Source organism: Paenibacillus sp. EZ-K15 (assembly GCF_002573715.1).
GTDB lineage: Bacteria > Bacillota > Bacilli > Paenibacillales > Paenibacillaceae > Paenibacillus_AQ.
Genome location: NZ_PDHM01000022.1, coordinates 131,651 through 158,450, shown reverse-complemented (window position 1 = coordinate 158,450; position 26,800 = coordinate 131,651). Strand labels below are relative to the sequence as shown.

Below are 26,800 nucleotides of genomic sequence, written 5' to 3'. Positions count from 1 at the left end.
GCAGTGATGCTGGATATTATCAAAAAAGCCAGTCTCAGCGCCGTGGGAAGCACAAACCCGATGGCGGTGCTGTATGGCACAGTCACATCAACACATCCTCTCGAGGTGAACGTGGATCAGCGTTTCAGCCTGACGGAGGATTTTTTAGTTATCGGAGAATCAATGACCGAGTACAAGTTGAATATTAGCGGCGCCGAGTATGTAATTCGAAAAGGGCTGGAGATTGGTGATACGGTGCTGCTCATTCGTTACCAGGGCGGGCAAACGTATCTCGTGCTGGATCGGTTGGTGAAGCCATCATGATTCCGCAGGGAGGAACGCTGCAACCGGGTAGCGAGATCGTGGAAACACTGGAGCAGCCCAGCCTGACGTATAACTTGAACCTGGAGGAAGGTACGATATCCGGTCACATTGACGGTCTTGAGGCCGTTAAACAGGCTGTCGTAAAAATTCTTCAGACGCGCCGTTTTGAACATCTGATCTACAGCAGTAACTATGGGCAGGAGCTGGACTCCGTCATTGGCCGTGACCCGCTGTGGGCCTATGCTGAAATCGAACGGCACATCAAGGAAGCGCTGCTGCAGGATGACCGCATTTTGTCGGTAGATGATATGAATATTACCTTTGTGGGCGATCAGGCCGTGGCAGAATTTACGGTCCGAAGCGTGTATGGGGCTTTCAATATGACCAAGGAGGTGAGAGAGGATGGTTGAGGAACAGACGTACGAAGCAATTCTGGAGCGGATGATGGATCGAATTCCGGATGGTATGGATAAAAGGGAAGGCAGCATCATCTACGATGCGTTGGCACCTTCTGCTGCTGAGCTTGCGCAGATGTACGTAGAATTGGGGTACTCCATGAACCTGAAATTTGCCGCTACGGCCTCGGGCGAATTTTTGGATCGGAGCATTGCCTGGTCGGGTCTGACCCGGAAGCAGGCTACAAAAGCACAGCTTCTGGGACACTTTTCAGGTAATAACGGTGCCGCGGTGGATGTGCCTCTAGGGAGTCGTTTTTCATTGGATCCGCTGAATTACAAAGTCATCACCCGTCTGGATGCAGGGCAATATGTGCTAGAATGCGAGACAAGCGGGAAGGAAGGCAACCGCCGATTCGGCTCGCTGCTTCCGCTGGAATACGTCGAAGGCTTGGTGAAGGCGGAGCTGATGGAGCTCTGGGTACCTGGCGAAGATACCGAGTCGGATGAAGCGTTGTATGACCGATACCGCGAAAAAATCTCCCGTCCCGTGACTAGTGCAAACCGGAATCAGTATGAACTGTGGGCGAGGGAGAAAGCCGGGGTTGGCAAGGCCAAGGCTTTTCCGTTATGGAATGGTCCGGGCACCGTTAAGGTGGTGCTGCTGGATAATGAGATGCGATCGCCAACGCCTTCCGTTGTGGAATCGGTGCAGCTGTATATCGATCCGACCATGGATGGCATGGGGGAAGGCGCAGCTCCCGTCGGTTCGGTTGTCACCGTTGTTGGGGCGGTTGAAGTGCCTGTCAATATTGATGTACAGGTTACGTTGCTCGATGGAGCCGGCATGGATGGCGTGCAGGAAGCCATTGAGCGGGGCGTTCGCCAGTATCTGAAAGACCTGGCTATGTCCGACCCGTTGGTCCGGTATAACCGGATCGCCAATGTGATCTTGGATATTCCGGCAGTCATCGACTACGAGGTATTGACCGTGAACGGAGGTACGGACAGCCTTCCGATCGAACCGGAAGCGGTAGCTGTCCTGGGGATGGTGACAGTCCGATGAGTAAAGCCGAAGCCTGGCTGGGTTATCTGCCGTCCTTTTATCACGATGTTCGAGAAATGAAAGCCATTGCCGGAGCCGAAGGGGCTGAGTTGGACAAGCTGGCGCAGGAACTGGAGGATCAGTTGGACCAGTATTATCCCGAAACCGCTACTTGGGCGCTGTCCCGGTTCGAGCAGGACTTGAACATTTCGGTGAACCTCGCCAAGCCGATCGAGCAACGTCGTTCGGTCATCATTTCGAAAATGCGGGGGAGCGGCAAGGTGTCTGCCAGCATGCTCAAAAATGTGGCGCAAGCCTATGAGCGGGGCAGCATCGAGGTCTCCGTCCAGCCAGCGGAGTATAAAGTGACGATTCATTTTAGAGATACGCTGGGCATCCCGCCGAATTTAAGTGATTTGAAATCAGCCATTGAGGAGATCAAACCAGCGCATATTTCGGTCGAGTACGCACTGCGTTATCTCACCATAGCTGAAGTGGAGGGCATGACCTTTGAGGAAATATCAGCAACGACACAAGACAGATTGTTGGGAGGAGGAGCCTAAATGACGAATCCGGTTACGCCGAATATCGGGTTGAACAAAATTGATCGAACCTCACCGTCCACGACGTATTTCGATCTGGAGAAATATATCGACCAAAACGCAGATGCTGTAGATCGGTTCGCAGGTGAAACCAGCGAGGCCATCGGCGCATTGGAAAAGCGTCTGGACACGGAGGAGCGCAGGGAAGTCGTGCTGCAGCCGGGGCTTCAGATTGTGAACGCAGAGCGGAGCGCGCCTTTTAAGTTGAGTGGGATTAAAGGGCGGACGTTGGTGAATTTGGCTGGACGATGGACTAATCGAAGCCCATCAAACCCTGCGACAACTACCTTAAGTGTTGGGTCGGACACCACCGGTAATAATACTGAGATTATAAATGTAGCTGTTACAAATACAGACGAGGGGTACATCATATATAGACAAGTAGGGGGCTCAGCTTTTCTTGCTCTTGCTGGGAAATATTACGTAATATCGGCAGAAGTGAAAATAAACAGCATTTCTGATAGCGGGTTAGTTAAATTAGGCGCAAATGTTGGAATTGGGGCAGATGCTGTTGATAAGACTAAACTGGGGATTTGGCAAAGAATTTATTATGGGTTTACAAAATCGGCTGACACCGCTTTTGATATTATAGTTGGAGTTTGTTACGCGGGTGGGGTATATGCTGCCGTCAACTTTGATGTTAAAAACGTAAGTTTATATGAAATTTCACAATCAGAGTATAACAATATTACATCGTATTCCGCAGAACAAATGGATATTAAATATCCATACGTCGATAGTATTCAACCTGTACGAAATCCGTATGTGATCCGGTACGGAGAGAATCTGGCTCCTACACTATTTGAAGGCACGGTTGAAAGTTCAACGAAAGTGCTATCTGAATATTCGGCTATAGTAAAAGCGACAGGTTCAACGGTTGTGGAATACCGGTCTAAACTTATACCTGCTATACCTAATACTAACTATGCACTCCGTGCGAAAATCACTCTAAATGGCCTAGAAAAATACGATGGAGTGTACGTTGATGTACTGGGTTACGATGAAGCTGGGTTGTATGTATTAGACACACCTGGAACCTCCGTCAATGGAACAGGCACTGGAACAGATATATTTGCTACTCCGGCAAACATCAAAACTATGGAGGTTCGTATTGTAGCACCTCAAGATGCAGCTGTTGGTGACTATGTTATTGAAGATATTACGCTTAATCTCGGAGCTACGGTCAAAACACATAAACCACGTGAAGACTGTATACTTGCGCTGCAAACGGACTTATACTCCGATCCGGTGACAGGTGCGAATGCTGACGAGGTGTTCGAAAAAGACGGACAGTATTTCAGGTTCGCGAAGTGGGGGAAAGCTACACTAACCGACAAATTTAACTATGTTGGTATTGGTGGGAAGGGAACCGGATGGAAACAGACTTTCTTTGATTTACTTAGTAACACATCTGGACCGTATTCTGAAACAGTCGTAAAATATGACGGCAAAAAACTCCAATCGGATCAGATTACCAATAACCCCGATATTAGTGCAATTGATTCAGGAAACGCAAAGCGTTGTTATATTTCAATAGCCAATACAGACAGCGGCTGGGGCGACAACTATTCGCCGACAGCCGACGAGATTAAGGCGTATTTTATGGGTTGGACGATGTACGACGGATCAGGGAGTAACGCAACGCCTGATAATCCGGTTAATAACTTTTACAACGGAACAGGGGTAAAAGCGTGGGCTTATCGGGCGGACGGTGTGACTAGATCGTGGTTAGGCTGGACAGATAAACTTCCAACAACTCAAGCTCCTAATTGGACGCCTTACCAACTCTTGTACCGTCTAGCTAAAGAAACTATCGAGCCTATCGTTTCTGAAGGTACGTTGACGTTTAACGAGGTAGATAATCAGATCGAGGTTGGAACAGGGATTGTGCTGCGTGAACGGGCGAATTCGGTTACCGGAGCGACCGTGACTCAGTTTAACAGGACTGATTCGATATTCTCTGGCACCGCCCTAAGAAATAAAGTCGGACAGTTTTTGACTGTTTATAAAAACGGCCTAAAAGACAGCGTATGGAGGTTTGAGTTCACTCTAAGTGCCTCAAACGGCAACTATCACGCTTACACAGCCAATGCAGATTACGATCCATCCGCAGCCTATTCCGTAACATACCTGATGCTGGATAAGACGCCTAACGTTCCGTTCACCGGCTCGTACGCAGCTAACGAAAAGGCGATGCTCCAAGAGTTGACCGACGCCGTACAGCAGAATGCGACCGCTGTATCGGTGCTGATGAATAAGAAGGCAGATAAGGATAACTCTGTTGTATGGGTTGAACCTACTCTGATTAATGGTGCTACTGAATATACCGAAACAAATTTCCGTAAGCCAAGTTATACTAAAATTGGAAATTGGGTTAAATTAAGTGGACTAATTAAAGTTACAGTTTCTGGTACAATGTTTTACCTTCCCCCAGGATATCGCCCAAACAAAGTCCTTATATTTGCGGGTTTGTCCGGAGGTATTGCTTCTTATACTATGATGGACCTCCGAGTTACTCCAACGGGTAATGTGACCGTTAATACAACAAGTCCATTAGACTGGCTTAGTTTAGACCATATTATATTCCAAGCAGAACAATAAAGGAGGTATCACATGAAAGCTGTACCTAAAGTAAATATAGACGGCCTCTATTTAGAGGATATGCTCATGGACGATGCCATTTCCGGTGTCGTCCCTTTTTATGAGGAGATCGAGCCGCAGCCGCCCGCCGATCTGGATGAAGAAGGGGACGCCGAGGGACAAACGGAGGAGGAAGCGGAACCGGAACCGGAAATCACCGGATATATCGTCGGCGTGCCAGTTATGCCTGGACTGTTCATGCCGCGCTTCGACATCCCGGCTTGGGAGGCCTACCAGGACGATCTGCAGGCAGCAGAATCAGATTATCGCCAAGCGTATGACGAATGGCAGGTACAGCCTGAGGACGAGCGGGGGGAGCCGCCGACGTACGTCACTCCCGAGATGCCGACACTTTGGATCGAAGGTTTAACCCAGGAAGAAATCGAGGAGCTAACTAGACCTCAACCACAGGAACCTAATGAAGTGGATCGCTTAGGTTCTGAGATGGTTGCACGGGAGCTCGAGGCCATGGAGTTGCGCCAGCAAAATGAGGCGCAAGGCGCTCAAATTGTAGGGCTTGAATTACGGTTGTTATCACTTGAAAATAGCTGATCGAAAGGAGCGGAAGACGATGTTCGAGAACGATTTTGAACGCTTGAAGTACTACTATGAAAAGAAGTGGGCGCAGAAGCCTCAATTGAGACAATATGTTGCGTTTGGCGTGATCACTCCCGAAGAATATGAAGTCATCACTGGCGAGGCTTACTAAACGCTGCTTTGAATTACTCTACAGAAGACTTCAACGAAGAAGGCGGAATCATGCTGTAGAAGCGGAGCGGTCGCCTTTGTCCCCGGATTTTAACCTTATCCATAAGTGTTCAGGAAAATCCGGGGGCAACAGTTATCATGAACGAGACAGACTCCCCGTAATTGCAACATCTTAGGTTAATTTTGGGAATAATGGTGTAGTAGAAGCTAAACCAAAACCAAAATCAGAGCTAAATTGCAAAGGAGAGTCTGTACTATGAAGGATACCATAAAATACGTAGGCTTAGACGTGTCGAAGGAAAATATTGCTGTATCTGTAGCTGATCCAGGAAGAGAAGGCGCTCGGTATTTGGGCACGATTCCTCATACCGAGTATCACATCTTGAAAGTATTGAGGAAGTTAGGCCAACCCAATGAATTAAGCGTTTGTTACGAGGCAGGTCCAACAGGATATCCTTTAGTTCGTTTGCTAACTGCACATGGATATGACTGCATTGTTATCGCCCCATCACTTATGCCTAGTCGTCCAGGAGAACGGGTAAAAACGGATCGTAGGGATTCGATGCGTCTGGCACAATTACTTCGAGCAGGTGAATTAACACGTGTGCATGTACCTACTCCAGAGGAAGAAGCACTTCGTGATTTGGTACGAATGCGTGAAGATGTTAAGGAAGACCGAACTCGAATCCGGCAGCGGATCGGGAAGTTTCTCCTTCGTCATCAGATTGCACCTAAAGAGCCACTTCGCCGCTGGACGGCTAAGTACCGGTTATGGTTAGGACGTATTCCATTCGAGTCCGCTTCTCAACGCTTGGTTCTGCAGGAAATGCTGCATCAGATGGATGAAAATGAAGAACGTCTGAAGCGTATGGAAGCAGCCATTCACGAAGAAGCCACGGAAGGGCACCACGCCCCCTTAATACAAGCCCTTCAAACCTTACGTGGAGTAGCTGAAACGACAGCAACAGGAATCGTAGCGGAAGTGTGTTCATTTACCCGGTTTGGTAATGCGAAGGCTTTCATGGGGTACACAGGTTTGGTGCCGAGGGAATACTCAAGTGGCCAAAGCCGATGGCAGGGAAACATTACGAAATCGGGGAATACCCACCTTCGTCGTTTATTGGTCGAATCCGCTTGGAGTTACCGCTATAAACCTGCGCTACAAGGAGAGTTAAAGAAACGTCAACAAGGAAAATCTCCTGAAATTCAGGCCATATCCTGGAAGGCACAGCATCGACTACATCGAAAATACACGAAAATGCTGTCAAAGGGTAAGCCTAGTGGCAAAGCAGTTGTGGCCGTGGCGCGTGAACTAAGTGGATTTATTTGGTCGATTGCCCGAGAACTTGAAGAGAAAAGGATAAATAGGTGATCACCATTCCTATTGGAATCTAGTCGTATTGTGAGAATTGTTGATTCAAGGTGATCCCGTTCCCCCAAAAAACAGGTGGAAGATGAAAAACTGAGTTAGAAGGCAAAGGGAAAAGCCGTAAGAGAGAATCCACGTCCATCGCTATGTGCCATCCCTCCAAAGGAAACGACGCACGACAACAGTTCGTGGTGCACTCTCTGCAGACGGAGAGAAAACATGCGGTATACAAAACCCGCGGATATCAGACTGCTCACCGTTGATAGCTTTTGCCTTCTAGTTCAGTTTTTACACCCTCTCTTGTATAAAGGGGGATTGGGAAAAACAAGGGAGTTACAAACTGCTATTTGACAGGTCTCGTTCATATCAGCGATCGGAAGCATGATCCACAGGCGAAGTGACGTGCATGCTAACAATGGATTCTCTCTCTTAGAGCAACTATGAATAGCAGTAACGCAAGCCCTCGGCTCCACCGAGGGCTTTTTCACAACTTCAAAACCATATAAAGGAGGAACAATTATGTATGAGCACATCGGTCAGCTGTTTAAGATGCTGGTGGCGGGGACGGGGGCCGTGACAGGTTACGTCTGGGGCGGATGGTCGCTGCCGCTGCATCTGTTGTTGTGGTTCGTGGTGATCGATTGGTTGACCGGATGGGGCGCGGCCTGGATGAACGGCGAGCTGCGCAGCCGCATTGGTTATACTGGGATTGCACGCAAAATGACCATTTTTCTCATCATCGCCCTGATGCATCTGGTGGACCGGGTGCTGGGGGAGATGAATTATTTTCAGAATACCGTGATCTTCTTCTATCTCGCAAATGAGCTGCTGTCTATTATTGAGAACGTTGGGAGAATGGGGGTACCGATCCCCCAGTCCCTGCGTAATGTGGTACAGGTATTCCAGATCAAATCCGAAGAAGGAGATAAGCCAACCGCACGAAAGGAGGAGAAAAAGGATGAAACCCTCTGAATTTATAGCCAAGCTCGCACCTATAGCCAATCAGGACATGCGTCAGTACGGGGTGCCTGCTTCGCTTACGCTCGCTCAGGCAATCCTGGAATCCAATTGGGGAATGAGCGGTCTAACGCAAAAAGCGAACAATCTGTTTGGCATCAAAGGAACCGGTCCGGCGGGAAGCGTCACCATGCAGACAACCGAATACCGGGGGCAGACGCCCTACACGACCCAAGCTCAGTTTCGTAAGTATAACAGCTGGAGTGAATCGGTTGCCGATCATACCCGGCTGATCCTGAATGGCACACGTGACAAGCCACAGCGTTACCATGGCGTATTGTGGGCGGATTATAAAACGGCTGCGACCGAGATTTGGAGAGGGGGCTATGCCACAGACCCCAATTATCCGAAAAAGCTAATTTCTATTATGGAGCAGAACTCGCTCTATCAATATGATGTGCCTAGTCCAGAGGAGGAGGAAGGTATGAAAATCGAACAATTAACGGCCGAGCTGCAAAAAACACAAGAGCAGATTCAGCAGCTTAGCAAGCAATATGCTTCTGCGATGAAACTGCTAACGGAGCAAAGCAATACCACTCAGCAGATGAACGTAAGGCTCAAGGCAGTTGAGACGGAGAAACCAGCGAAAGTTCCATCTTGGGCAGAACCGGCAGTACAAGCTGCACAGCAAGCAGAAGTATTGCATGATCCTAAGGGTAGCTACGATTTTTACCGAATCATGACCGTGCTGCATCGTTTGGGGATTTTCGATAGTCCGAGCAAGTGATACAAAAATTAACATGGCAGCTGCTCTCGCAAGTTCCATCTATATAATGAAGCGTTTTTTGAGCTGTGTTGAACAATAAAGCTGCCCAACCGTTTAGGACGGTATGGGCAGCTTTTGTTGTTTATATCAGTTGGTGTTTTACTAGCATCTTCATTCTCGATTATTCATTTTCGGAATGTGCTTTTATAGTGTGTTCGAGCCGTCTTTTCCGTCTCGGCGCATTTAGCCGGTGGAATTGCTCAGCGAACCCTATCCGTGCATTCAGAAATAATAATTCACTACGTAGATTATCTTACTTCACCCTCACCGTCCCCACCGCCTGCGCTTGATTCCCCGCATGGTCCGTAACGGTATAAGTCACCGTGTAGATTCGGCTTTGACCGCGTACCGATTTCTCCGCTCGCAGCTGGAAATGAGTGTCATGGGTTCCGAATTCGGCATTCTGAATATCCGGTCCCCGATCGCCTCGATTGTCTTTGCTTTCACTGTTACCCGTGTCCTTATCTTTCCCGTTCAAGTTCTCTTGAATATCTCCGCTATTTCCCTTGCCGTCCGCACTTTCCACGGTAATGGAGGTTAGAGTGATTGACACGACGCCAGAGCCTTCATCGCTAGATTCGAGGTCAGCATGAATATCGACCATTTTGTGGTTCGGAGCCTTTAATACGGAAGGTGAGAGTGTAACCTTCAGCACCGGAGCGATTTTATCGATGTTCGATACGGTAGCCGTCATTGTCCCCTTGTTGCCGTCCTCATCCGCATATTCGAAGGTAAATGAACCGTTCTCCGTAAAATTGTAAGTAGGAGAGCCGCCGTTATTGGTAACGATAATTGGACGCTTCGACACCAAGGCTGCAACAACGTCTCCATTCGTCGGGGCCGTCGTGCTGTACTCCAGGCCCACGGTGAGATCGGTATACGTGACGCCAGGTGCCGCCGTGAAGTTCTCGCCGATATTGTCCAGCGTATTGCCGCGTAGCTTGATATTCTTGCCTGTCTGGAGCTGAATTCCGTTGCTGTTGCCGGTGAAGATATTGTCCAGAATCTGCACGTTCTCCGGGTCTCCAGCTCCGATGCCGCCCGCGTTGGTGTCCCCGTTGTCGTGCTCGAGCAGGATACCCCAATAATGCTCGGCGGTGTTCTGGCGGATCGTGTTGCCTTTGATGATCGTGCCCGGACCGTTCAAAATGTTGATGCCGGCGGCATCCGGAATGTCGACGGTATTTTCGATTCGGTTGTTCTCAATGATGGTATCCGGCGAGCCCATCGATACGACGATGCCTTCCCGCGTATTGCGGATCGTGTTGTCGTGGATATAGTTTTGCGGGCCGGATTTGCTGTGATTGGTCGGGGCGGTCCCCCCGGTATTCCCGATGCCGATGCCGCCGCCATACGGCATGTCGGTGATCAGGTTATCGTGGATCTCGTTAAAATACTCCAGCTCCCCATGCAGATCAATCGCATCCAGCCGGACCTGGTGGAATTCATTGTGCCGAACCACATTGTTATGGGCCACATATTGAATGAGTGCCCCGTGACGAAGATAAGGCCCCTCGAAGGAAGAGTCCTCGACCAGATTCCACCGGGTATCATTGGCAAAACCGTTGCGGTCGACCTTCGGTACGCCCTGAATGGATACGCCGTATCCGGCACCACCAGGTCCAAGATCCGTGGCATTTCGGAACGTGGTGTTGCGGACGACGATATCATGGCTGTTCTCAATGCGGACCCCCATGCGGCTGAATTTTTCGATCGTCACGCTGTCGATCGTGATGTTGTACGAAGGCGCCTCGCCATAATTGGCGGCAATGATCATCATGTCGGGGCCGCCGGCATCCGGATTGTTAATTCTATGATCCGTCGTATATTGACCCTCCCAAGCAGATGTCAGCGTCAGGTTGGAGATGGTTAGATCATGCTGCTTGGCGGATCTAAGCATCGTACTGTTCCGAACCTTGTTCAGCGAAGTCTTGAGGATCGCGCCGTTCTGGCTCTCCCCCCGTAAATTGACCTTCGATTTCAGTATCAGATTGGTCAGGCCATCCGGCGTACTGTTTAAGTTGTATACGCCATTAGGGAAGAACACCTCGTCTCCAGGGAGCGCCTCATCAATTGCACGCTGAATCGCCGGTCGATCGTCCGAATCATTGTCCGCAGGATTGGCTCCGTAATCGACTACGTTCAGTGTCCTTCCGGTTGCAGCAAAGGCCTGATGCACCGGATGGTCGCTCCCGTCCGCATTTTTCATGCCGGGAGCGGTAAAAGGAACTGTCCCCTCCGGCGGCTGCGGTACAAAATCCGGTATTATCGCCACAGGCGTATCCCCGTTAGCAAAAGGCGGATAGATATGGACTTCCGTCAGACTCGTGTAGGCACTGCCGTCCGAATTTCCGCGCCCGATCAGCTTGACGTACCGGGCGTTTGTGTCCGGGACGTTAAATGGCTGCATCGCGGTGGTGGTTCCGCTGCTCGAATCGTTGAAGAGGGGAGACCAGGTTACTCCGTCATCGGAGGTTTCGATATCGATCTGCGTCGCGCGAACATCCCCTTTGTAGAAGGCGATGCCAAGATAGCCGATGTCCCGGGTCTCGCCCAGATCGTACATGATCCACGGACCGTCACCGGCCGCTGACCAGCGGGTGTACAGATTCTGGTCCAGGGTATTATCCTCGATGTTGCCGTCGCTGCCGCTTGCCGTGACTGAGACCACAGGCCAAGGTGCTAAGGGTGCGCCAAGCGTCGTAATCGACAACGTCAGCGGAACCGGACTGACATTTCCGGCGGCATCCACGGCCTCGACCTTATAGCTGTACTCCGTGTGCGGAGACAGTCCTTCCGTTTCATAGCGGGTGATGTCGGAGCGTAGCTCCGTTACTTTGACATCGTTTTGATAAACGTTATACTTCGCAACCAACTTGTTGTCTTCCGCCGTCGGCCATGCCAAGTGCACATAATCTTCGCCAATGCTGGCGATGGACAGACGGCTTCCGTCCGGCCAGGACGGTGGCGTATTATCCTGACTGGAATCCACCAACTCGCTTACGACCAGCGCAGGTCTTGGATTGCTGGAGCCGTTGGCTTCTTTGCTATAGATATTGACGCTGACACCGGTATGGCTCGCATCTGCAAGGAGAAACGATACGCTGCCTTCTGCTAGATGACTGCGGACATAGTCCGTCACATCGACGCTGTACACCTCCGGGCGCCCGCTATTCTCGGCCTTTACCGTAAACGACCCCACATAAGTGGCCGGATCGAGGCTATTCGTGGGCGCATTGTTCCAGGTCAGCTCGCTTTCGTTCCAGGCTGTATTCTCGATCCCGTAGAGGGAGAGCTCCAGGTCCGTGTTGCTGGTGCCTTTTTTCGCGGCGACCTGGAATTCGTAGCGGTAGTCCGGATCGCTCAGGGTGGAAGCATCGAATTTGAAATAGACAACCTTTTTGTTGGTTGTACCGGACGATACGCTAAAAAGGCCGATGCTTGTGCCTGTAGCGGAATCGATATTGGTGTCCGGTTTAGAACTGTCGATCAAGGCATCGTCCGAGGGCTCCAAACGCCCAACCTCAACGGGAATGCCCGGTGAAGGATCTGTGGGATCTGTCGGGTCTGTCGGATCAGGAGGCGTATAACCTTCTTTGTAGAGGATCGGCGTCGTTACCTCAAGATTTTTTACATGCTGCGCCATGAAGGCCCAAGCTTCCGCTTCTGCGGTTGACTTGGCTTCTCCGGTAAAACCATGACCCTGGCCGGGCACGATCTCAAAATCCACGACCGGAACACCGGCGCTTGTCAATTGATCCGCGAATGTCACGCTGTCGGTGTAAGGGATGGTGGCGTCCGCGTCACCGTGCCGGATCCAGAACGGCGGATCATCGGGAGTGGCATACGTCCCCGGCATGGCAAGCCGAGCCTCAATCGGGACGGACAGGGCGTTATGCCCACCGAGCAGCTTTGTGACCGAGCTGTAACGGTCGGCAAAATCGGTCGTGAAGTCTGCCGGTCCGTACCAGTCCACCACCGCTTGCACCTTGGTGGAGTATTCCGGCCAGCCTCCTGCGCCTTCGATATCAGGAAGATGCACCGTATCTCCAGTATCCAGCGTGACCGTATCCTCCATGGTCAGGTCTCCGGTCGTTCCAAGCAGGGAAGCGAGATGCCCTCCCGCCGAAGTGCCCCAAACGCCGATCCGGCTCGGATCGATGTGATATTGCTCGGCATGGGCACGAAGATACCGAATGGCCAGCTTCACGTCTTGAATCTGGGCCGGGTAAGGCGCTTCGGGGGTTAGCCGGTAGCTTAAGGAAACGCCGATGTACCCGCGTTTAAGGACATAGTTGCAGATGCTGCCGAGAGCGTTTTTGCGGTCGCCTTTATTCCAGCCTCCGCCGTGAATGTAGATCATGACCGGCATAGGCTCGGCTGGCGGGGTGCTCGGAACGGCAATGGACGTGAAGAGATCCCGATCGCCGGCTTTGCCGATCAAAACGTCCTCATAGAGGGTTACGCCTTCCGGCGCAGGGTACGGGCCCGTTTCGGTCGGCGGGGGTTCAGGCACAGGATCGACCGCAGGCGGTATGCCCGGTATGGCCTGACCGGACAGCGAGATGCTGTCGATGTACATGTTGGCGTTCATCGGATCACCTACCCGAAACTGGATTTGTACGTTTGGGTTACTGTTAGCCTCAGGGGGCAGCGTCCAGGTTTTCAACGTGTTGGATTCGCTGCGCGGCGCTTCGGGCGTTCCGGGGGCAAGCTTGAAATCCTCCAGCGTGCTCCAGGTTACGCCGCCGTCGCCTGACCATTCGGCCACAATGCTTCCGCTGACATAGGATGAAGCTCTTGTATAATAGCTCAGCTTGATATTGCCATAACCCGTCGTATTGACGGGCAGATAGACCGAGTCGGTCACATCGATCTTCATAAGGTTCGGCGTGGACGGAGCGCTGCTGGATACGGAGGTTTTGGCTTTACTCCCGCCATCCCCGGTCTGAACCCATGGCAGCGGAATCACGACGCCGCCCGTGGTTCCGTAGCGGTCCGAATCAAAGTTATCGGAGAAGAAGAGAATATCTGGCCCTTCTGGTTCCGGTAGGGGATCGGAATTCGGTGCAAAAGATTCATCCGCAAGATCGAATTCTGAAACCGATTGTGCAGATACGGCACGAAGCTGCCCTGGGGATGCCATGATGCTTATGGTGATCAGCAGGCAGAGGATTAGGCATGAGATTCGGTTAAGTGTCTTCTTCAACGTTCCATCCCTCGCTTTTCAATTTGTGATTGAAGCGTGTTTAAGAAAACCCGAGAGCAGGCGCTTGACTGCCCCAGGCATAAGAAGGCCAATGAATGTTTGGGGTGCATGTGGGTATAGGAGAAGAAGGTGGCTTTAACATGGTCGGACTGATCCGGGGTGGTATCGGATTTGCTTTATGACTCTTATGAAATATCATTTCCCTCCTTTCCGTGGCGCGCTTCAAAAAGGAAAATGACAGCGCTTACCTAACAACGTAGCAAGAATGTGCGCACAGGTCTTGTGTTAATCCTATAAGCGCTTGGTGTTTTTACATAATGGTGGGTTCCTTGATGCTTATACCCTCTCGAGGGTGTGAAAATAGCGCAGTGGAGATTGCAATTATCTTTTAAATGTTTTGCTCCATCCATCACCCTGACGGGAATATCGTGCTTAACGGATAACCGATGTGACAATTCGGGTATACAGAGAGGGGACGGCTTAACTTGGGAATAACATTTTTCTTTCAGCTGCCGTATGGCATATAATCATAAGAACGAACGATTCCGAATCGACCCTATACAGATAAAACAGGAGTGGGATAAATGACACTGAAGGAGCTTAGAGAGCATCGCCAATATCCGGAGCAAACGAAGTCGGATGCTTCACGCGCGGTATACGAGCGGGATTATTCGCGCCTGATCCATTCGCCGACGTTCCGCCGGCTGCAAGGAAAATCACAGGTATTCGGTGCCGGCACCGGCGATTACTACCGGACGCGCTTAACGCATTCGCTTGAGGTGGCGCAGATTGCGCGCGAAGCGGCACGGAGTTTGAGCCGCAATTATCCCGAAGTGATGCCGGACCAGGCGGAAAACGCCGGACTGATGATTGACCCCGAGGTGGTAGAATGCGCGGCGATCGCCCATGATTTCGGGCATCCTCCATTCGGCCATAAGGGCGAAGAGGTGCTGCAGGGTATTCTGGAGAAGCTCATTGACCGCAGGACTGAGAAGGAACTGACGCGTCAGCCAGGTACGCCGACACCGGAGCGGGCAGCAGAGGTACAGCAGGTGATGCGGCGTAAATATGAGCATTTCGAAGGGAATGCGCACAATTTTCGGCTGATCATGTTTTTGGAGAAAAGAGAGAATGTCAACGGACTCAATCTGTCCGATGCGGTGCTGCTTGGCATCAATAAATATCCGTTCTCCGGGTTGGATAATCACAAGGGGATGTACCGGCATGAATGGGAATACATCTCCCAGATTCGGAAGGAGTGGCAAATTCCCGGCACGCATCGAACGCTCGAAGCGCAGCTGATGGATCTTTGTGATGACATCGCCTATTCCGCGCATGATCTGGAGGATGGCATCAAAGCTGGGAAGATCGAGGTGCATGAACACTTTTTGCGGGATAGTCATCTGAACAAACTGATCGTGCAGAAGATCATGACGCTGGAAGACGAGGTATGGAAGGGATGGACCAAAGAGCAGATTCATCCGAAGGTGGATACGGTGCTGGATGAGTTTCTGAAAATCTGGAATGAGAAGATGCCGACCTGCGAGAATGACTATTCCCGTACCCGGCGGGAGGTTAAGGCCTACTGGGTCAGCCTGTTTGTAGGCAGCTTGGGCGTGATTACGAACGGGGATTGGAAAAAGGTGACGTTTGTCAAAGACGGCGTGGAAGACGAGGATATGCTGCGTACGGTCAGCGTCCTGAAGAGTTTTGCCTGGGTGACCATGATTCGCGACCTGCGGGTGCAGCGCCTGCAAAAACGCAGCGAATGGATCATCAAGCGCTTGTGGGATGCTTTTCTGGATCCTGTAGCCTCAACGGCGATCATTCCGTCCGACTGGCTTCAGCGCTATGAAGCGGATCAGAAGCGGGCCCAGCCGATCTGGACGTGGGAGCATATGGTGATTGATTATATCGCAGGGATGACGGACGCTTTTGCCGAGAAAATCTATAACGAGTTATATGGACTCAAGGTAGGTTCGATCTATGATTTGGATTAGGATCGGCGGAACAAGGGGGATTGCATGAATAGCCAATTGAAATTGAGCGTGCTTGATCTGGTCCCGCGTTTGGGAGAGAGCTCGTTCGAAGAGGCCTTGCAGCAGGCAGTGACACTGGCCCAAAAAGTGGAAGCATGGGGCTACGGGCGTTACTGGGCGGCGGAGCATCATGATCTGGTGCATCTGTCCTGTGCGTCGCCCGAGATTTTGCTATCTCATATCGGCGCCAGGACAACGCGCATCCGGCTCGGCTCCGGGGCCGTGCTGCTACCCCACTACAGCCCGCTGAAGGTGGCGGAGAATTTCCGCATGCTGGCAGCGCTGTATCCCGGACGCATCGATCTCGGGATCGGGCGGGCGCCGGGTGGTTCGGCGCATACGAGCATGGCGCTTAGCGGGAATTTCCTGGGTCATGTGGCGGATTTGCCGCAGCGGATTCGGGCTTTGACCGAACTGCTAGAGGATCGGTACCGCTATGAAGACGTGCCGGTAGCAGCGAAACCGGTGCCTGTAACTCCGCCCGTGATGTGGATGCTCGGTACGAATAAGAAGAGCGCGGGTTATGCGGCCGAATTCGGGACGGGCTACGTGTTCGGACAGTTTATGAGCGATACGGACGGGGCGGAGGTTCTCGAATCTTATAGGGTAGCTTTTCAGCCAAGCGCTCACTTACAAGAACCACAAACGATGGTGGCGGTAAACGTGGTATGCGCGGAGACGGAGGAACAGGCAAAGAAGCTTGCAACGCAAATTCCCCGACCAGGGCAGCGCACCGTGCCCGCAGACCCGTCTGGTTCCGATTCGTCAGGCCCATCCCAGCGGCTTATCATCGGTACGCCTGCAAGTGTGCGAAACAGACTGCAGCATATGGCAGAGCAGTACGGATGTGACGAATTCCTGATCGTCACGCCGGTAAGTGATTACAATGCACGGCTGGAATCCTATCGGCTGTTAATGGAGCAGTAGTCAACTGCTGCACATATATAATAGAAGAGAGACGAAATCAATGATGAATTTAAACGACTATGATATGACCTTTGGTCCGCTCTACATAAGCGATAAATCCTCTTATCTGTATACTTATGCCTGTCATGAAACGGAGCGAGAGCTGTGCTTGATGGAGCTGACGGAGCTGTTCGGTCATGAGCCTGACGGTGAGGATTGGCTGGAAAGCGAGTTATGGGTTGATCCGGATCGGAGCCCGTTCTTATCGGCCTGCATCGATGTCAGGATAACTGGAGAATCCATCGAACGAATCGCCGAGCAAGCAGGCCGCATTCACCTTAATAATGCGACCTTCAAAGTCGTCTGTCTCAAGGCGGGGGATCGATTCAGTTATGAACAATCACGCGGGTATGAACGGATGGTCGGCCGCCAAATAACAGGAACCGCACATATGAAAGCTCCGGATGTCACGTTCGGTATGGTGTCCACAGGCGACATCTGGAGATTGGGAATTCTTCATGAACCTGAACGTGCATGGCTGAATCATAAACAGAAGCCGCAAAATTACTCCACAGGCCTCAGCTCGCGGATCGCGAGGGCATTGGTCAACCTGGCAGTTCCTCGGTTAGGCGGAGTCACGCTCCTGGACCCCTGCTGCGGCATGGGAAATGTATTGATCGAGTCGTTGTCGATGGGAATCGCGGCCGAGGGTCATGACATCAATCCGCTTGCCATTCGGGGAGCGAGGGTGAATCTGAGGCACTACGGTTACGATGATAACAAAGTTGCCATTCAGGATATGAATACATTGCAAGGTCATTATGATGCCGCGATCCTGGACCTGCCGTATAATCTGTGTTCCGTTTTCCCGGAGGAAGAGAAGTTGCAGATGCTGCATAGCTTACGTCGGTTGTCAGATCGAGCTGTCATCGTCAGCACAGAGCCATTACGCGAGCAGCTGATGAATACGGGCTGGAAGGTCCTGCGTCATTGCACGACCCGCAAGGGGAGTTTTGTAAGGGATATTTGGTTGTGCGAATAATAGGGCATATTATCTATTCCGCAGGATCATAACGATATTTCTCTAAATCAATGATACCTTTGGGATTGACGACAACGCCTTCGTCCTGGAGATACAGCTCCTGCATGAGCCTGGATTCATCGTCCTTGATGGCGATCTCTCCTTTTGCGTTGACGACGCGGTGCCAAGGCAGCTTGTGAATGTGACTGAGGGTGTGAAGTATTCTGACGACTTGACGGGCGCCCCTTGGGCTACCAGCCAGTCTGGCCACTTGTCCATACGTCATGACATATCCTTCCGGAATGCTCCGGATCACTTCAATTACACGTTCCGTATACGGTTGCATCGATTCTCTCTCCCATTGCGTATAAAAGTAGTAAAAAATAAAAAGGGGCGTCCCGGAAGGTGTGAAAATGAAAACCTCGGGACGTTCCTTTTGTAGTATAGATCTTGTGGTCTTTGTTGCAAGATCTTAGCTCCTTTTGAGAGCAGGATTAAAGCTGTATTTAAGAACTTGTTACCTGGTCTTAGTACGACTTGCTATAGTCGATTACATTTCGGGACAGCGGCTTACCGCTTACATAGCTCTGTAAATTTTCCAGGAAAATATCCACGGCACGCTCGCCGTAGCGATCCGTATCGCCCGCCATATGAGGGGTCATGATGACGTTCTCCATGGTCCACAGCGGATGGTCTGACGGAAGCGGTTCTTCCTCGAACACATCCAGTCCCGCACCCGCCAATGACCCGGATTGAAGTGCCTGAATCATGTCTTCGGTTACTACGGTTTGACCCCGGCCTACGTTAACGAAAAAGGCGGAGTCCTTCATCGCCGAGAATCTTGCTTTATTGAACAGTCCACGGGTATCATCGGTGAGGGGAAGGATGTTCACGATATAATCGCCTTCCGCCAGCGCTTCATCAAGCTGATCGACCTTATACATCGCTTCCACATAAGGATCGGACTTGCCGGAATGACGGACCCCGACGGTCCGCATACCGAACGCTTGGGCCACGCGCGCCGTATGACTGCCGATCTGGCCGACGCCGACGATGACGATGGTTTTGCCTGCCAATTCCGTGAACGTGCCGGACGTATCCCATTTGTTGTTCGATTGCTGTCGAATGGCGAGATGAAGGTTGCGCGTGAAGGCCAGAATCATCGCAAAAACATGCTCCGTGATTGGAACGCTATGTACGCCGCTGGCATTGGTAAGCTGAATGCCCTTTTCTTCGAGCTCTTTGAGCGGCATTTTATCCACACCGGCTGACCATGCTTGAATCCATTTCAGTTTGCTGTCGGCAGACAATATATCCTCCTGTATGGAGCGTGACCAGCCGATCATGATTTCGGCATCCTGAACGATACTTGGCGTAAGCTCTTTCGCTTTTGTGACCAGCAGCTCGTAGTCAGGGGCGATATCCTTGATTTTTTGCTGTTGTTCGGTGGTTAAGTCGTGTATGGCAACGATTTTCGGCATGGTGCTACCTCCTAAGGAATGTGATATAAACCAGAATAAAAGCGTAACGCTCTTTGGGAACATATTATCAGAAATCATAACTTTGCGCATGGACGAACTATCGAGATTGGTAAATTTGTACATGAATTATTGTTCGTTTTATGGTAAATTGAAGCTTCATCATATTTTTAGGCGAATTTGATGTACCCTCATACTATTTTCAGGTAACATTGCTCAAACTATAAACGAACCGTGAAAACATGGTGCTTATAGCAGCCGGTGGCTGCTTAGGATAAAAGAGGATTGGAAGGAAGTGTCTTAGTTGAGCCATTCGGCTGAGGGAGCTATGGATCGTTTATTTGTTGCCGTACATCTGCCTTCCGAGGTGTCTTCCCGGATTCAGGATTGGACGGAAACATTGAGGGAGCAAGTGAATTTCAAAAAATGGGTTCATCCGCAGGATTACCACATTACCTTACAGTTTCTAGGCGATACGCCGTCAAATCGCATAGCGGAGCTTACAGCGGCGCTGCAGGAAGTCGCCAAGGAGCATAAGCCCTTCAGGCTTGGCCTTTATGATGCCGGCGTGTTCGGGGCAAGCGCCTCGCCAAGAATTTTATGGGCGGGAGTCGGCGGGGATTTGAATGCTCTGTCTCAGCTTCAGCAATCGGTGGTATCGAGGATGGAGGCTTTCGGATTTGTACCGGAGGAGAGACCCTTTCGTCCGCATATTACGATTGGCCGGAAATTTCAAGGAAATCAAAAATTTTCATTGGATGTTATCGGAACAGGACCCAAACCCATCCAGTGGGAAGTGCAGCAACTCGTTCTTTTTCGAACAAATTTGCATGCAAGTCCGATGTACGAAACAGTAGGTGTGGCGCGGCTTTCGACATTTTTCTGAAATTGAAAATAGAATGTTCATAAAATTACCATGTTTTCAACGCCTAAAAATGTGGTTACATAGTGTAGGAATGTGCCGACATCATAGGAGGAAAAATATGGTTATGAAAGTGCTACGGCAAAATCGCTGGGTTGCGCTGCTCATCGGAGCGCTCTTTGTGAGTTTGTCTCTTATAAGTTTACTTGGAATGCAGACAAAGACAACGAAAGGGGAAGAACAGCAGCAGGATATGCCGAAGTTTGTGACGGCTGCACCGGCTTCTGTAAATGACCCTGATCTCTTCGTAAAAGAGGCGAGTACCAAGCAGGATAGGGAACCTGTCAATATTTTGTCTTCAATTGTTTTCCAAGAGTGGAATAAGCCGGGGAGCAAGAGTCATGCTTTTTCAAGCGCAAAAGGCATAGGTTTGGCTGAAAACGGATATTGGAACTCGCAACAAGCATTGAAGACTGCAGATGAGAAAAAGAAACCATCGAAATCTCAGACTGCGGACGGGAAACCGGCAAAACAAAAGGGGACGCATGTCGTCAAATCTCAGACTGAAAGCTTATCACCCCCCACAACTTTATTCTTCACAAGAACAAATACGTTAACCCAGGATCAGAAAGCCAAAGCGACCTGGACCTATGATTTGTCAGCTGAAGAACTGCTTCTGCTCCAGAAGATTGTCATGGCAGAGGCGGAAGGCGAACCGTACGAAGGCAAAGTAGCAGTTGCTAACGTTGTCTTAAACCGGCTGCGGTCAGCTAATTTTCCCGATACGATTACCGATGTCATCTATCAAAAACACCAATTTAGTCCTGTAGCGAACGGGCGTCTTAAACGTGTCAATCCGAACAAAGAGACGATTAAATCCGTGAATGCGGCACTTCATGGTCAAAAAGAGGTAAAGGACGATACGTACTTCTTCCTGTCTTTGAAGCTGGCTCAGGACCTGACGGTACATCATTCAAGAACGTTCGTTAAAAAAATAGGAAATCACTCTTTTTACAAGTAGTGCCTGTATGGGTAAACTATGATGTAGGAGGTGTGTTTAAGCATGAATATTACGTATTACGGCCATTCTAGCATTTTGGTGGAAGAAGGCGGAGTTCGTGTGATCATCGACCCGCTGCTATCAGGGAATCCAGGCTCAGGCATCGAGCCCAAAGACGTAAAGGTGGATGCGGTTGTGCTGACGCATGGGCACTCCGATCATTTTGGCGATTGTATCGAGATTGCGAAACAGAATGATTGCCCGATTATCGCGGTCTATGAACTCGCCGTGTATTGCGGCAGCCTGGGTGCCAAATCCCATGGGATGAACATCGGCGGAAGCGCGCAATTCGATGGCTTTAAGGTGAAGTTTACCCCAGCCTTTCATTCTTCATCCATTTCGGTAGGGGACACCTGGATCTATGCAGGGCAGCCTGGTGGCGTCATTCTGACGATGGGCAGCAAAACGTTCTATCATGCAGGCGATACGAGTTTGTTTGGCGATATGCGCTTAATCGGAGAGATGAACCAAATTGATGCAGCTGCGCTGCCAATTGGAGATTTATTGACGATGGGACCACAGGACGCCCTGCTGGCCGCACAGTGGATTCGTGCGAAGCATGTCATCCCAGTCCATTATGACACGTTCCCGGGCATTAAACAGGACGCTGGGGCCTTTTGCGGCGAACTAGCCAAAACAGGCATTCAGGGTCATCCATTAAAGGCTGGAGAAACGCTGGAAATATAGATGGATTGTTCATGGAAAAAGCTTCCTTGTCACGAAGACAGGGAAGCTTTTTTGGGGTGAAAGTTCAAAAGCGGGAATTATAGAACATGCTATAGATATTAGGGCTGGTCCGCCAACAGTTTGACGGGATCTTCACGATTACCGGGCATGTGTCCTTCGGTCAGCAATCCCATCACCTGGCTGGCACAGTGGTCGGGCTCCAGATGCGGTATGCGACGCCGGCCTGCTCCGTTACGTTTCTTACTTACCTGATCATAATGATCGGACAGCAGGTTCAGCCATTTGTCGATCACGGCAGGAGAGTCCAAAATTTCCGCATAGCCTTCGCTGACAAAGAAATGGGAATTCACTTCTTCCTGTCCCGGAATAGGCTCATAGAACAGCATAGGAATTCCCTTGGCAGCTCCCTCTGTACACGTCATCCCGCCTGGCTTCGTAATGAGCAAATCGGACACTTCCATAAGTTTATGTATATCGTCACGATAACCGAGAACATGAATGTTGGGATGCTGAAAGATCGGGTCTTCGCGCATGCTGGCAACCAACTTCTCGTTCTGTCCCATACAGAAGACCAGCTGGATATCATCGGCCCTGCTGGCCAGCTTGCTGAGCAGCTCCTTGTTGAATACGAGACCCCAACCGCCTCCCATAATCAGCACGGTTGGCATGTTCTTTAGTTGAAGCTCGGCTTGAAGCGCTTCTCGATTACCCCTTTCCCAGAACTTGGGATGCACCGGAATACCGGTCACATGGATGTATTCGGGCTGAATGTCCCGCAGCAGCAGCAGCTGTTTCACATGAGGTGTTGATACGAGATATTCATCCACTTCCGGATTGACCCAGGTGCCATGGGCATCATAGTCGGTAATCAGCGTATAGAGCGGAACCTCAAGCCCCTGACGCTTCAGGCGGGAGACCACAGCGTTAGGAAAGGGGTGGGTACATATGATGAGATCCGGTTTCAGCTGCTCGATGACCTGCTGGGCCTGCGCATAGAATATCCGGTGCAGCGCGAGCCGCGTCAGACGGTTTAACGATTTCTTATATTGCGAACGGTACAGCATGCCGACAAGGCGCGGGCGGGTGCTGACGGTTTTTCGATAAGCGGATAAAATTAACGGCCCCACGGTTGGATTTAAAAAATTACCGAGCTCAATGACACGGCTGTGGATGCCGGGATTCATCCGTTGTATACCTTCAGCCAGCGCATACGCTGCTTGCGTATGTCCTGTGCCGAAACCCTCGGAAAAGAGGAGCACTCTTGTATATCGCATGGTTTCACCTACTTCTTTCTCCCTCTATCTTACAAAACAGGAATCATTTTTTGAAGAGCGGCGCGAAAAAAAAGAGTATGCATCATAAGTATACGCGCCAAAGGGAAAAGCATTTCAATTATTTTACGGCCGGGAGTCAGAGTGTACCCTTACCTTAGACGTCATGATCAGATTTGAACCCTGCATATAAAATATTAAAAAATTTAACGAAAAGATATTGCAATGAATCCGATTATCTGGTAAAGTGATTTTTGACCGAATGACCGAAAAAGTATTTTGGTCAGTTTTGAAATGAAGGCCAATTTTAAAAGATCAAGAAGGAGGGGTAAGCATGTCAGCTGTGGACCGTCGGAAGCAGGTGCTAGATGCTGCCTCCAAGTCGTTTGCTTTGTTCGGATATAAAGCGACGACGATGGAACAGGTGGCGAAGATTGCGAATGTAGGGAAAGGTACGATTTACACGTTTTTCACGAATAAGGACGAACTGTTTGACGAGATTTTGCTGTCGGCCATTATGGAGATGAAACGTATTGCCGAGCGCGAGATCCAGAAGGACAGAGATTTCTTCGACAATCTGTATCGGGTGCTGGATGCGCTGCTTGAATTCCGAAGCGAGCATGAGCTGTTCATTAAGCTATCGCAAGAAGTGCGGGATATCGGCACGCCGAAGGCACATGAAGGGTTGACGAAGGTGGAGAACGGAATCGTCGGGTATCTCGAGGGGATTGTGGAGCAGGCCATCTCGATCGGTGAGCTCAAGCCCCTGGATGCTCAAGTGGTATCCTTCGTGATGCTGAAGCTGTATGTTGCGCTCACGACGGACTTTAATCAGCTTCACAAGCCGCTGAGCAAGGAACAGATCAAGGAATATATGATGGTGTTCTTGGCTAACGGGTTGAAGGCCACTTCATAAGAAGGATGCAAGAACCTCCTTCGTGATGAGGAAGGCGGACTCTCTAGGCTTGAGGGATCGTCTTCCTTGCCAGGGATCGTTTTTTTTGGCCTGAATTGACTAGATGAGGATATTGGTCATTCTGTACTGGAATGTGATCTGCGAGAATGCAGATTCATGTCGGCTGGTTATCTAGAGAAAAAAAGGAGAGAGACTGGATGAAGTCATTATCTGTATTTGGAAAAGATCTTGGCGCTGCCGTTCGGAATAAAAAAATACTGATTCCGATCATCGCGGTGCTGTTCATACCGGTCATGTATAGCGGTATGTTTCTCGGGGCCTTTTGGGACCCGTACGGAAAGATGGAGGATTTGCCCGTTGCGGTCGTCAATAATGACCAGGGTGCTGTTTTTGAAGAAAAGACGCTTCACGCTGGCGAGGATTTGGTTGCCGAGCTGAAGAAGGGAAAAGATTTTAATTGGCAATTCGTTGATCGGCAAGAAGCTGAGCAGGGCATGAAGGATAACAAATACTACATGACCATCAGCATTCCCGAGAATTTCTCACAGCAGGCGACAACTTTAATGGATGAACATCCGCAGCCTGCGCAAATTGTGTTTGAGCCGAATGAAGGCTATAACTTCCTAGCAGCTCAAATCGGTGGATCAGCGGTGAAGCAGATTCAGGCCAAGGTGTCCGCGAAAGTGACGGAAGCCTATACGGAAACCCTGTTCGATCAAGTAGCCAAAGTTTCCGATGGCTTGAGCGAAGCGGGAGACGGCGCGACCAAGATATCGGAAGGTGCCGTGAAACTGGATGATGGCGCAGTGAAGCTGAAGGAAAACCTGGCTAAACTTGTCAGTGGCACACAGGAGCTTCAGGATGGAATCGCACCTTTGACCAAAGGCGTGCAGGAACTGAATAACGGTGCAGGCAAGTTGAACACAGGAGCGGGCACCCTCGCTTCCGGCTTGGATCAGCTTAAAGCGGGTCACAGCAAGCTGCAAGCGGGAGCTGAGGAAGCGAGCAAGGGTGGTGCGAAGCTGCAAGCGGGGATTGAATCTGCCGCAGCCGGCAGTACCACTCTGAATAACGGCTTGCAAGCCAACCAGGCAGGGGCTTCCCAGCTTGCGGCAGGCGCGAAAAGCGCTCATGATGGCAGCAGCAGTCTGAAAGCCGGACTGAATCAATCGCTGGAGGCTACGGCTTCCTTGGAGCAAGGCGCCAAGGCTGTTGCAGACGGATTGAAGAAGCTGGCTGAAAGCAATCCGGAGCTGGCGCAAAGTCCGGAGGTTCAGCAGCTGCTGGCCGTGAGCCAATCCGTTGCCACTGGCACAAGCGGGCTGAATGCCGGCCAGAAACAGCTGGCACAAGGCGCAGCCGATCTGAATCAAGGCACGCTGCAGCTGCAGGAAGGCGCTGGCAAGCTGAGCGCAGGAGCGAACCAGCTGGCTGAAGGCGGCAAACAGCTCGCAGCTGGCGGTCAAGAGCTGCTGGCTGGTGCGAAACAGCTGAGCGCTGGCCAAAAGCAATTGGCTGATGGCATGAAGCTGTTCGGCACGAAGCTGAGCGAAGCGGCAGCTGGCGGTAAACAGCTCGCAAGCGGCGCAGCGACCCTTTCGCAAGGGACGCAGCAGCTAGCAGGAGGAGCAGGTAAGCTCGGAAGTGGTGTTACAACGCTTGCCGACGGCTCTAAAAAGCTGGATTCCGGAGCTGGTGAGCTGGTAAACGGAATGAATGAATTGAAGGAAGGCAGCGGAGAGCTTGCAGGCAAGCTGAACGAGGCTGCCGACAAGACAGGCGATATCAAAACAACCGATGAAACGGTCACCATGTTTGCCGGTCCGGTACAGGTTGAAGAGCACAAAGTGAACGAAGTGCCGAACTACGGTACAGGATTCGCACCATACTTCCTGTCGCTCGGTTTGTTTGTCGGAGCCCTGCTCTGTACAATTATTATGCCAATCCGCAGTGCATCGGTACCGAATGCATCGGGCTGGAACCGGTTTGTCAGCCGTACGCTCTCCTTTGCCGGCATGGGATTGATTCAAGCGCTGCTGGCAGCGGTCGTCATGCTGTACGGATTGAAGCTTGAGGTACAGAGCGTTCCGCTCTTCTATCTCTTCTCCATCATTACAAGCTTGTCGTTCATGTTCCTGGTGCAAATGTTCGTAACATGGCTGGATCAGCCTGGACGCTTCGTCGTCATCGTTATCCTGATCCTCCAATTGACAACAAGCGCAGGCACGTTCCCGGTAGAGCTGATTCCGAACTGGATGAAAGCATTGAATCCGCTTCTGCCGATGACTTACAGCGTAAAAGGATACAAGGACGTCATTTCCACAGGAAGCTTCGACGGCATGTGGGCCAATGTTGGTGTACTGGCCGGATTCGGTCTCGTATTCCTGGCACTGACCGCCGTGTACTTCCTGGCTACTCGAAACAGCAAGAAAGCAGCAGACACCGATACAGCGTTGACTGCATAAGTAAGATAGCTATTATATGAAGGAAGAGGACTTCCCTGAAG

22 protein-coding genes are annotated in these 26,800 nt (G+C 50.8%); 18 read left to right on the top strand and 4 right to left on the bottom strand.

The annotated features are described in order from the left end of the window. Positions 1 to 6: 6 nt before the first annotated feature. The 10 genes from CRG97_RS27425 (at position 7) to CRG97_RS27380 (ending at position 8,806) form a co-directional block, all read left to right on the top strand. Positions 7 to 303: a DUF2577 domain-containing protein gene (locus CRG97_RS27425; RefSeq protein ID WP_098748796.1), complete on the top strand. Its 297-nt coding sequence runs from the start codon at positions 7 to 9 to the stop codon at positions 301 to 303. Next, complete coding sequence (locus CRG97_RS27420; protein WP_098748795.1) at positions 300 to 713, top strand: DUF2634 domain-containing protein; 414 nt, start codon at positions 300 to 302, stop codon at positions 711 to 713. Before CRG97_RS27425 ends, CRG97_RS27420 begins: the two co-directional genes overlap by 4 nt. Beyond that, entirely contained in the window at positions 706 to 1,764 is a 1,059-nt protein-coding gene (locus tag CRG97_RS27415; RefSeq protein ID WP_098748794.1) for a baseplate J/gp47 family protein, read from the top strand. The genes CRG97_RS27420 and CRG97_RS27415 overlap by 8 nt, the downstream gene beginning before the upstream one ends. After that, positions 1,761 to 2,306, top strand: coding sequence for a YmfQ family protein (locus CRG97_RS27410; protein WP_098748793.1), 546 nt, complete (start codon positions 1,761 to 1,763; stop codon positions 2,304 to 2,306). The genes CRG97_RS27415 and CRG97_RS27410 overlap by 4 nt, the downstream gene beginning before the upstream one ends. Beyond that, positions 2,307 to 4,946 (top strand): hypothetical protein, encoded by a 2,640-nt coding sequence (locus tag CRG97_RS27405; protein WP_098748792.1) that lies wholly within the window; start codon positions 2,307 to 2,309, stop codon positions 4,944 to 4,946. It abuts the gene before it with no gap. Between the two features lie 12 nt (positions 4,947 to 4,958). Further along, on the top strand, positions 4,959 to 5,537 hold the full coding sequence (locus tag CRG97_RS27400) for a hypothetical protein (protein ID WP_098748791.1): 579 nt from the start codon (positions 4,959 to 4,961) through the stop codon (positions 5,535 to 5,537). 19 nt (positions 5,538 to 5,556) lie between these two features. After that, the gene (locus CRG97_RS27395) at positions 5,557 to 5,694 is read left to right on the top strand and encodes an XkdX family protein (protein ID WP_098748790.1); all 138 of its coding nucleotides are present in this window, start codon (positions 5,557 to 5,559) and stop codon (positions 5,692 to 5,694) included. A 255-nt stretch (positions 5,695 to 5,949) separates the two neighbouring features. After that, positions 5,950 to 7,065: an IS110 family RNA-guided transposase gene (locus CRG97_RS27390; protein ID WP_098748789.1), complete on the top strand. Its 1,116-nt coding sequence runs from the start codon at positions 5,950 to 5,952 to the stop codon at positions 7,063 to 7,065. A 516-nt stretch (positions 7,066 to 7,581) separates the two neighbouring features. Further along, the gene (locus CRG97_RS27385) at positions 7,582 to 8,034 is read left to right on the top strand and encodes a phage holin family protein (RefSeq protein ID WP_098748788.1); all 453 of its coding nucleotides are present in this window, start codon (positions 7,582 to 7,584) and stop codon (positions 8,032 to 8,034) included. Then, a complete protein-coding gene (locus tag CRG97_RS27380) occupies positions 8,021 to 8,806 on the top strand; it encodes a glycoside hydrolase family 73 protein (protein ID WP_098748787.1) in 786 nt (261 codons plus the stop codon). The genes CRG97_RS27385 and CRG97_RS27380 overlap by 14 nt, the downstream gene beginning before the upstream one ends. A gap of 292 nt (positions 8,807 to 9,098) precedes the next feature. Here the strand turns inward: CRG97_RS27380 and CRG97_RS27375 are convergent, their stop codons facing one another. Continuing rightward, positions 9,099 to 14,054: a CBM96 family carbohydrate-binding protein gene (locus tag CRG97_RS27375; protein ID WP_098748786.1), complete on the bottom strand. Its 4,956-nt coding sequence runs from the start codon at positions 14,052 to 14,054 to the stop codon at positions 9,099 to 9,101. A 584-nt stretch (positions 14,055 to 14,638) separates the two neighbouring features. Between CRG97_RS27375 and CRG97_RS27370 the strand changes: the two genes are divergently transcribed. Genes CRG97_RS27370 through CRG97_RS27360 form a run of 3 tightly spaced genes read left to right on the top strand, consistent with a single transcriptional unit; the run spans position 14,639 to position 18,041 of the window. Continuing rightward, complete coding sequence (locus CRG97_RS27370; RefSeq protein WP_098748785.1) at positions 14,639 to 16,054, top strand: deoxyguanosinetriphosphate triphosphohydrolase family protein; 1,416 nt, start codon at positions 14,639 to 14,641, stop codon at positions 16,052 to 16,054. Between the two features lie 24 nt (positions 16,055 to 16,078). Further along, positions 16,079 to 17,020: an LLM class flavin-dependent oxidoreductase gene (locus CRG97_RS27365; RefSeq protein WP_098748784.1), complete on the top strand. Its 942-nt coding sequence runs from the start codon at positions 16,079 to 16,081 to the stop codon at positions 17,018 to 17,020. 40 nt (positions 17,021 to 17,060) lie between these two features. Further along, complete coding sequence (locus CRG97_RS27360) at positions 17,061 to 18,041, top strand: TRM11 family SAM-dependent methyltransferase (protein ID WP_098748783.1); 981 nt, start codon at positions 17,061 to 17,063, stop codon at positions 18,039 to 18,041. A gap of 13 nt (positions 18,042 to 18,054) precedes the next feature. Here the strand turns inward: CRG97_RS27360 and CRG97_RS27355 are convergent, their stop codons facing one another. Together CRG97_RS27355 and CRG97_RS27350 are read right to left on the bottom strand one after the other, a co-directional pair. After that, entirely contained in the window at positions 18,055 to 18,366 is a 312-nt protein-coding gene (locus tag CRG97_RS27355; RefSeq protein WP_098748782.1) for an MGMT family protein, read from the bottom strand. A gap of 181 nt (positions 18,367 to 18,547) precedes the next feature. Continuing rightward, positions 18,548 to 19,501, bottom strand: a complete 954-nt coding sequence (locus CRG97_RS27350; protein ID WP_098748781.1) for a D-2-hydroxyacid dehydrogenase — start codon at positions 19,499 to 19,501, stop codon at positions 18,548 to 18,550. 301 nt (positions 19,502 to 19,802) lie between these two features. Between CRG97_RS27350 and thpR the strand changes: the two genes are divergently transcribed. The 3 genes from thpR (at position 19,803) to CRG97_RS27335 (ending at position 22,107) form a co-directional block, all read left to right on the top strand. Continuing rightward, on the top strand, positions 19,803 to 20,384 hold the full coding sequence (thpR, locus tag CRG97_RS27345; RefSeq protein ID WP_202619008.1) for an RNA 2',3'-cyclic phosphodiesterase: 582 nt from the start codon (positions 19,803 to 19,805) through the stop codon (positions 20,382 to 20,384). A gap of 97 nt (positions 20,385 to 20,481) precedes the next feature. Continuing rightward, entirely contained in the window at positions 20,482 to 21,381 is a 900-nt protein-coding gene (locus CRG97_RS27340; RefSeq protein WP_098748780.1) for a cell wall hydrolase, read from the top strand. Positions 21,382 to 21,423: 42 nt separating this feature from the next. Next, entirely contained in the window at positions 21,424 to 22,107 is a 684-nt protein-coding gene (locus CRG97_RS27335; protein ID WP_098748779.1) for a metal-dependent hydrolase, read from the top strand. A gap of 98 nt (positions 22,108 to 22,205) precedes the next feature. Here CRG97_RS27335 and CRG97_RS27330 read toward each other — a convergent pair whose 3' ends face one another. Beyond that, positions 22,206 to 23,381, bottom strand: a complete 1,176-nt coding sequence (locus tag CRG97_RS27330) for an MGDG synthase family glycosyltransferase (RefSeq protein WP_098748778.1) — start codon at positions 23,379 to 23,381, stop codon at positions 22,206 to 22,208. Between the two features lie 331 nt (positions 23,382 to 23,712). On the opposite strand from CRG97_RS27330, the gene CRG97_RS27325 reads away from it, so the two are divergent. Beyond that, complete coding sequence (locus CRG97_RS27325) at positions 23,713 to 24,294, top strand: TetR/AcrR family transcriptional regulator (protein ID WP_076324739.1); 582 nt, start codon at positions 23,713 to 23,715, stop codon at positions 24,292 to 24,294. A 197-nt stretch (positions 24,295 to 24,491) separates the two neighbouring features. After that, the gene (locus tag CRG97_RS27320; protein WP_098748777.1) at positions 24,492 to 26,759 is read left to right on the top strand and encodes a YhgE/Pip domain-containing protein; all 2,268 of its coding nucleotides are present in this window, start codon (positions 24,492 to 24,494) and stop codon (positions 26,757 to 26,759) included. Positions 26,760 to 26,800 lie beyond the last annotated feature (41 nt).